The sequence below is a fragment of the Actinomadura montaniterrae genome, assembly GCF_008923365.1.
Lineage (GTDB): Bacteria > Actinomycetota > Actinomycetes > Streptosporangiales > Streptosporangiaceae > Spirillospora > Spirillospora montaniterrae.
This window is the reverse complement of record NZ_WBMR01000372.1, coordinates 1-6,111: the sequence shown is the minus strand read 5'-3', so window position 1 is coordinate 6,111 and position 6,111 is coordinate 1. Positions and strand designations below refer to the sequence as shown.

Here is a 6,111-nt window from a genome sequence, read left to right as displayed (position 1 = left end):
CGGCGCCGGAGCCCGCCGGGCACGGGCGGGATCGGCGCGCGGCCGCCCGGGTCGCGGGACGTGACGTCCGGGCGGGGGATCGGCGGGGTCGTCCACGACGCGCCGAGCGTGTGCGACACGTCGGCCTCGCCGGCGCCGCCGACCAGCTCCAGCAGCAGGTCGCGGGCCGCCGGCCGCTGGTCGGGGTCCTTGCGCAGCGCGGCCCGGACGAGCCGGGCCAGCGGCTCCGGCACCGCGCCGAGCTCCGGCTCGGCGTGCACCGCGCGCGCCGCCAGCAGCTCGAAGGAGCCCTGCCCGAACGGGTTGCGGCCGGTCGCGGCGAAGGCGACCAGGCAGCCCCAGGCGAACACGTCCACCGCCGTGGTGATCCGCTGCGCGGTGATCTGCTCGGGCGCGAACCAGCCGGGGGTGCCGACGACCTGCCCGGTGCGGGTGTGCGAGGACGCGGCGTCCAGCGCCCGCGCGATGCCGAAGTCGATCACGCGGGGACCGGAGATGGACAGCAGCACGTTGCTGGGCTTGAGGTCGCGGTGCACGAGGCCGGCGCTGTGGATCGCGACCAGCGCGGCGGCCACGCCGACGGCGACGCCGTGCAGCATCCCGGGCGACAGCGGCCCGGTGCCGGTGACGTGGTCGAGCAGCGACGGGCCCTCGATGTACTCGGTGACCATGTAGGCGAGGCCGAGGTCGTCGCCGTGCTCCAGCACCTGCGCGGTGCAGAACGACGCGACGCGCTGGGCGTGCGCGGCCTCGTCGTGGAAGCGGGCCCGGAACATCCGGTCGCCCGCGAGGTCGGGGCGGACGACCTTCACCGCGACGGCGCGGCCGTCCGGGTCGCGGCCGAGGTACACCGCGCCCATCCCGCCCTCGCCGATCCGGGCCTCGATCCGGTACCGGCCGACCCGCGTCGGATCGTCCGGTTCGAGCTCGCGGGGCGCCGGCACCGCGGCCCGCGGACGCGACAGTGGGCTCTCCATCGGCGATCAGCCTTTCGCCGGAGCCGCGCCTTGGCGGCCGCCCCCAACGGCGGCACGCGACCCTCTCCGTGACAACGATGACACAGATCGGACGCGCCGGGCAGTGCCCGGGTTCGGACTCGCGTCAGTGGAAGTTGCGGGCACGGACCCTGCCGGGGACGGGCAGCCGGCGCAGCCGGGTGGCGCGGACGTTGGTGACGCCGTCGGCGCGTTCGAGGCGCCCGCCGACCAGCAGCGCCTGCGAGTCGACCGCGAGGCCGCGGTGCCGCTGGAACACCTGCGGCGGGCAGACGACGTTGATGATGCCGGTCTCGTCCTCCAGCGTCATGAACACGATGCCGCCGGCGGTCGGCGGGCGCTGCCGGTGGGTGACGAGGCCCGCGACGACGACGTTGGTGTCGGACGGCGTCGCGGCGAGGCGTTCGGACGACAGGGCGCCGAGCTCGTCGAGGGCCTCGCGGACGTGCGCGACGGGGTGGGTGTGGGAGACGCCGGTGGCCCACAGGTCGGCGAGGGTCTCCTCGATCGGCGTCATCGGCGGCAGCGCGGGGGCCGCCGCGCCGGGCGTGACGCCTTCGAGCTGCCCGGGGCCGGTGCCGGCGAGCGCGCCCGCCGCCCACAGCGCCTCGCGGCGCGTCATGCCGAGGCAGCCGAACGCCCCGGCGGTCGCGAGCGCCTCCAGCGCCGCGGCCGACAGCGGGACGCGCCGCGCCAGGTCCTCCATGCTCGTGTAGGGGCGTCCGGCGGCGATCAGCTCGGCGGTGTCGTCGCCGAGGTTGCGGATGCCGGCGAGGCCGACGCGGATCGCGGGCTGCGGCGCGGCGGGCGCGTGCGGATGGTCCGACGCCACCTCGACGGCCTCCTCCAGCGTCGGGTGGACGTCGCTGGCGTTGATGTCGACGCCGCGGACGACGACGCCGTGCCGCCGCGCGTCCGCCAGCAGCGACTGCGAGCTGTAGAACCCCATCGGCTGGTTGCGGACGAGCGCCGCCGTGAACGCGGCGGGGAAGTGGCGCTTCAGCCAGGCGCTCGCGTACACCAGGTGCGCGAAGCTCTGCGCGTGCGACTCGGGGAAGCCGAACCCGGTGAAGCCGAGGATCTTCTCGTAGACGCTCTCGGCGATGCCGGCGGGGATGCCGCGCTCGGCCATCCCGTCCAGCAGCCGCTCGCGGAGCCGCTCGACGCGCTCGGGCGCGCGCTTGGCGCCCATCGCCTGCCGCAGCTGGTCGGCCTCGTTCGGGGTGAAGCCCGCGCAGTCCACGGCGAGCTGCATCATCTGCTCCTGGAACAGCGGGACGCCGAGCGTCCGCCGCAGCGCCGGCTCCATCAGCGGGTGCGGGCACGTCGCCGGTTCGAGGCCCTTGCGGCGCCGCAGGTACGGGTGGACGGACCCGCCCTGGATCGGGCCGGGGCGGATCAGCGCGACCTCCACCACCAGGTCGTAGAACTCGCGGGGGCGCAGCCGCGGCAGCGTCGCCATCTGCGCGCGCGACTCGACCTGGAACACCCCGACGGTGTCGGCGTCGCACAGCATCTCGTAGACCTCGGGGTCGTCGGGCGGGATCGACTGGAGGTCGTGCCGCTGCCCGTGGTGCTCGTCGACCAGGTCGAAGCAGTCGTGCAGGGCGGCGAGCATGCCGAGGCCGAGCAGGTCGAACTTCACGAGGCCGGCCGCCGCGCAGTCGTCCTTGTCCCACTGCAGGACGCTGCGGTTCGGCATCGTCGCCCACTCGATCGGGCAGACCTCGCCGACGGGGCGGTCCGCGATGACCATGCCGCCGGAGTGGATGCCGAGGTGGCGCGGCAGCGTCAGCATCCGGCTCGCCAGCTCCATGACGGGCGCCGGGATGTCGGTCTCCGACCCGACGGGGTCGCGCGGGTCGATGCTCTTGGACCAGGCGTCCTGCTGGCCGGGGGAGAACCCGAGCGCGCGCGCCGCGTCCCGGACGGCCATGCGCGGCCGGTAGCTGATGACGTTCGCGACCTGCGCCGTGCACTCCCGCCCGTACTTGCCGTAGACGTACTGGATGGCCTCCTCGCGGCGCTTGTGCTCGATGTCGAGGTCGATGTCGGGCGGGCCGTCGCGTCCGGGGGACAGGAACCGCTCGAACAGCAGCCCGTGCCGGACGGCGTCGACGCCGGTGATGCCGAGCGCGTAGCAGACCGCCGAGTTCGCCGCCGACCCGCGCCCCTGGCACAGGATCCCCTTGCTCCGGCAGAACTCCACGATGTCGTGGACGATCAGGAAGTAGCCGGGGAACTCCAGCTGCTCGATGACGTCGAGTTCCTTGGCGATCTGCGCGTACGCGCCCGACACCCGCTCGTCGTCCGGCGGGCCGTACCGCTGGAGCGCGCCCTCCTTCACCAATTGCCGCAGCCAGGACGCCTCGGTGTGGCCGTCCGGGACGGGCCAGTCGGGCAGGCGGGGCGCGACCACGTCGAACCCGAACCGGCATTCGCGGCCCAGCTCCGCCGTCCGTTCGAGGACGCCGGGGAAGCGCGCCAGCCGCGCCGCCATCTCCGCGCCGCTGCGCAGGTGCGCGGTGCCGCTCGCGGGCAGCCACCCGACCATGTCGTCCATGCTGCGGCGGGCCCGCACCGCCGCCATCGCCTGCGCGAGGCGCGCGTCACCGCCGGGCGCGGCGAAGTGCACGTTGTTGGACGCGACGACGTCCACGCCGACCCGTGCGGCCAGCGCGAACAGCACGTCGTTGCGCTCGTCGTCGTCCGGCTGGTCGTGGTCGACCAGCTCCACGAACACGTTGTCGCGGCCGAACATCCCGATCATCCTGCGCAGTTCCCGCTCGGCCGCGTCCGGGCCGCCGGACTCCAGCGCCGCCCGGACCGGCCCCTTGCGGCACCCGGTCAGCACCGCCCACTGCCCGCCGTGCGCACCGGCGAGCGCGTCCAGGTCGTACACCGGACGGCCCTTGCGCCCGCCCGCGAGCTGCGCCCCCGTGATCGCCGAGCAGAGCCGGCCGTAGCCCTCCGGGCCCCGCGCCAGGACGAGCAGGTGCCGTCCCGCCGGGTCGGGCTCCCCGGTCTGCGGGCCCGGCAGCCCGAGGCTCAGCTCCGCGCCGAACACCGTCCCGATGCCGGACTCGCTGGCCGCCTGCGCGAACTGGACCGCCCCGTACATCCCGTCGTGGTCGGTGACCGCCATCGTCTCGACGCCGAGCCGCGCCGCCTCCGCGACCAGCGCGTCCGGGGAGCTGGCGCCGTCGAGGAAGCTGAACGACGAGTGGACGTGCAGCTCCGCCCACGGCACCCCGCCCTCCGCGCGGCGCGGCGGGCCCGGCTCGTCCGGCGGCTCCTCCGGCGCGGGCGCGGCGGGCCGCCACGACAGCTTCTCCTCGAACTCCCGCCAGGAGATCGCCGGGTTATGCCACCCCACGGCACACCTCCAACGAGGGGCGGCTAGTCATAGGTCGCCTCCACGTGCCAGCGCCGCCCTTCGGCGGTCAGGAGGTAAGCCGCGCCGTCGTCCGTGACGATCTGGAAGCGCGCGCGGCGGCGGGCGTGCGCGGGATCCCACCAGCGCTCGTCCGCCGGCCACGGGCCCGTCCATCCGGTCACCGCCGCCGGACGGCCGCCGAGCACCAGCGCGGCCGGCGGCGCCGACACCGCGCAGCGCGCCGACACGACCACCGGCGCCCCGTCCGCGTCGACGAGCTCCGCCTCCGCCGCCGCCACCGGGACCACGGCGGGCGCGGGCGCGGTCAGCCGTCCCGGCCACGGACCGTCCGGCAGGCCCGCCGGCGGCAGGTCGCCGACCGGCACCCGGACGACCTGCTCGCCCGGCCCGCGCCCGCCCGCCAGCACCGGACGGGTGATCGCGCCGTGCCCGAGCAGCCCCTGGATCCGGTCGGCGGCGCGGGCGACGCGGTCGGTGACGGCCGTCCGGCCCCACAGCGCCTCCTGCCGCCCGCCGTCCGGGACGAGCTGGTCGGGCGCCAGCTCCAGCCAGGTCACGCCGCCCCACACGGCGTCCTCGTGGGCGGGCGCCTCGATGCCCTCCGGGTCGGCGCCCGCCGCCGGGCGGCCGTCCCGCCACGCCGACAGCTGCCACCGCACCCGCTCGGCGACCGCGAGCGACGACAGCCGCCCGTCGTGCCGCCACAGCCGCCGCAGGACGTGCCCGTCGGCGAACCCGGCCTCGACCTCCAGCCGCACGCACGCCAGCCCGCCCGCGGCCAGGCCCTCGTGCAGCTCGTCGGCCAGCCGCTTCGCCGCGAACACGACCTGCTCGGCGTGCTCGGCGGGCGGGTCGAACGTCGCGCGCACCGACAGGTCCGCCGCCGCGCGGACCGGGGCGATCGGGCGCGGCTCCTCGCCCCGCGCGAGCCGGTGCGCCAGCGCCCCGTCCGTGCCGAACCGTCCCGCGACGTGCCCGGACGGCAGGTCCGCGAACGCGCCCAGCGTCTTGATGCCGAGGCGCGCCAGCAGGTCGGCCAGCTCCGGGCGGTCGAGCACCGACAGCGGGTACGGCGCGAGGAACGCCGCCGCGCCGCCCTCCGGCACCACCACGCCGCCCTGTTCGGCGCGCGCGGCCAGTTCGGCGGCGAACAGGCCGTCCGCGATCCCGGACCCGCAGTCGTACCCGGCCTCGACGACCGTGTCCTGCACCAGGACGCGCAGCGCCTCCTCACCGCCGTAGAACCGCGCCGGCCCGTGCGCCGCGATCGCGCACAGCCCGGGACGGACCACCTCGACCCGCGGCGTCAGCTCCGCGACCGCCTCGACCACGGCCTCGAACAGCCGCCCTTCCGCGTCGGTGTCCCGCTCCCGCACCACGAGGCCGGGGCACCGGCGCTGTGCGTCCCGCAGCCGCTGCCCGCGCCGGACGCCCTCGGCCCGCGCCGCCGCCGAGCACGCCGCGATCCGCCCCTGCACCACCACGGCCCCCGCCGTGGCGGCCTCCACCCCGACGGCCGTCACGGGCCAGTCCGGGCACCACACCGCCAGCACCCGCGTCACGCGATCCCCTCCCGGATGCGGACGACGGCCGCCTCGCCGTCGCGGCGGGTGTGCACGGGCGCGCCGTCCTTCACCGCGGGCGGCGGGACGATCTCCAGCGGCGGCCGCACCGGCACGGCGGGCTCGACGGTGCCGTCGGCGGCGGGCAGCCACAGGT

The 6,111-nt window shown here is 76.5% G+C and carries 3 protein-coding genes; all 3 read right to left on the bottom strand.

Going from position 1 to position 6,111, the window contains the following annotated elements; translation table 11 throughout:
• Positions 1-977: serine/threonine-protein kinase (locus F9B16_RS48730; RefSeq protein ID WP_151547068.1), on the bottom strand; the 977-nt coding region annotated here is incomplete at its 3' end.
• A 124-nt stretch (positions 978-1,101) separates the two neighbouring features.
• Complete coding sequence (locus F9B16_RS48725; protein WP_151547067.1) at positions 1,102-4,371, bottom strand: error-prone DNA polymerase; 3,270 nt, start codon at positions 4,369-4,371, stop codon at positions 1,102-1,104.
• Positions 4,372-4,394: 23 nt separating this feature from the next.
• Positions 4,395-5,954 (bottom strand): Y-family DNA polymerase, encoded by a 1,560-nt coding sequence (locus F9B16_RS48720; RefSeq protein ID WP_151547066.1) that lies wholly within the window; start codon positions 5,952-5,954, stop codon positions 4,395-4,397.
• Between the last annotated feature and the right edge of the window lie 157 nt (positions 5,955-6,111).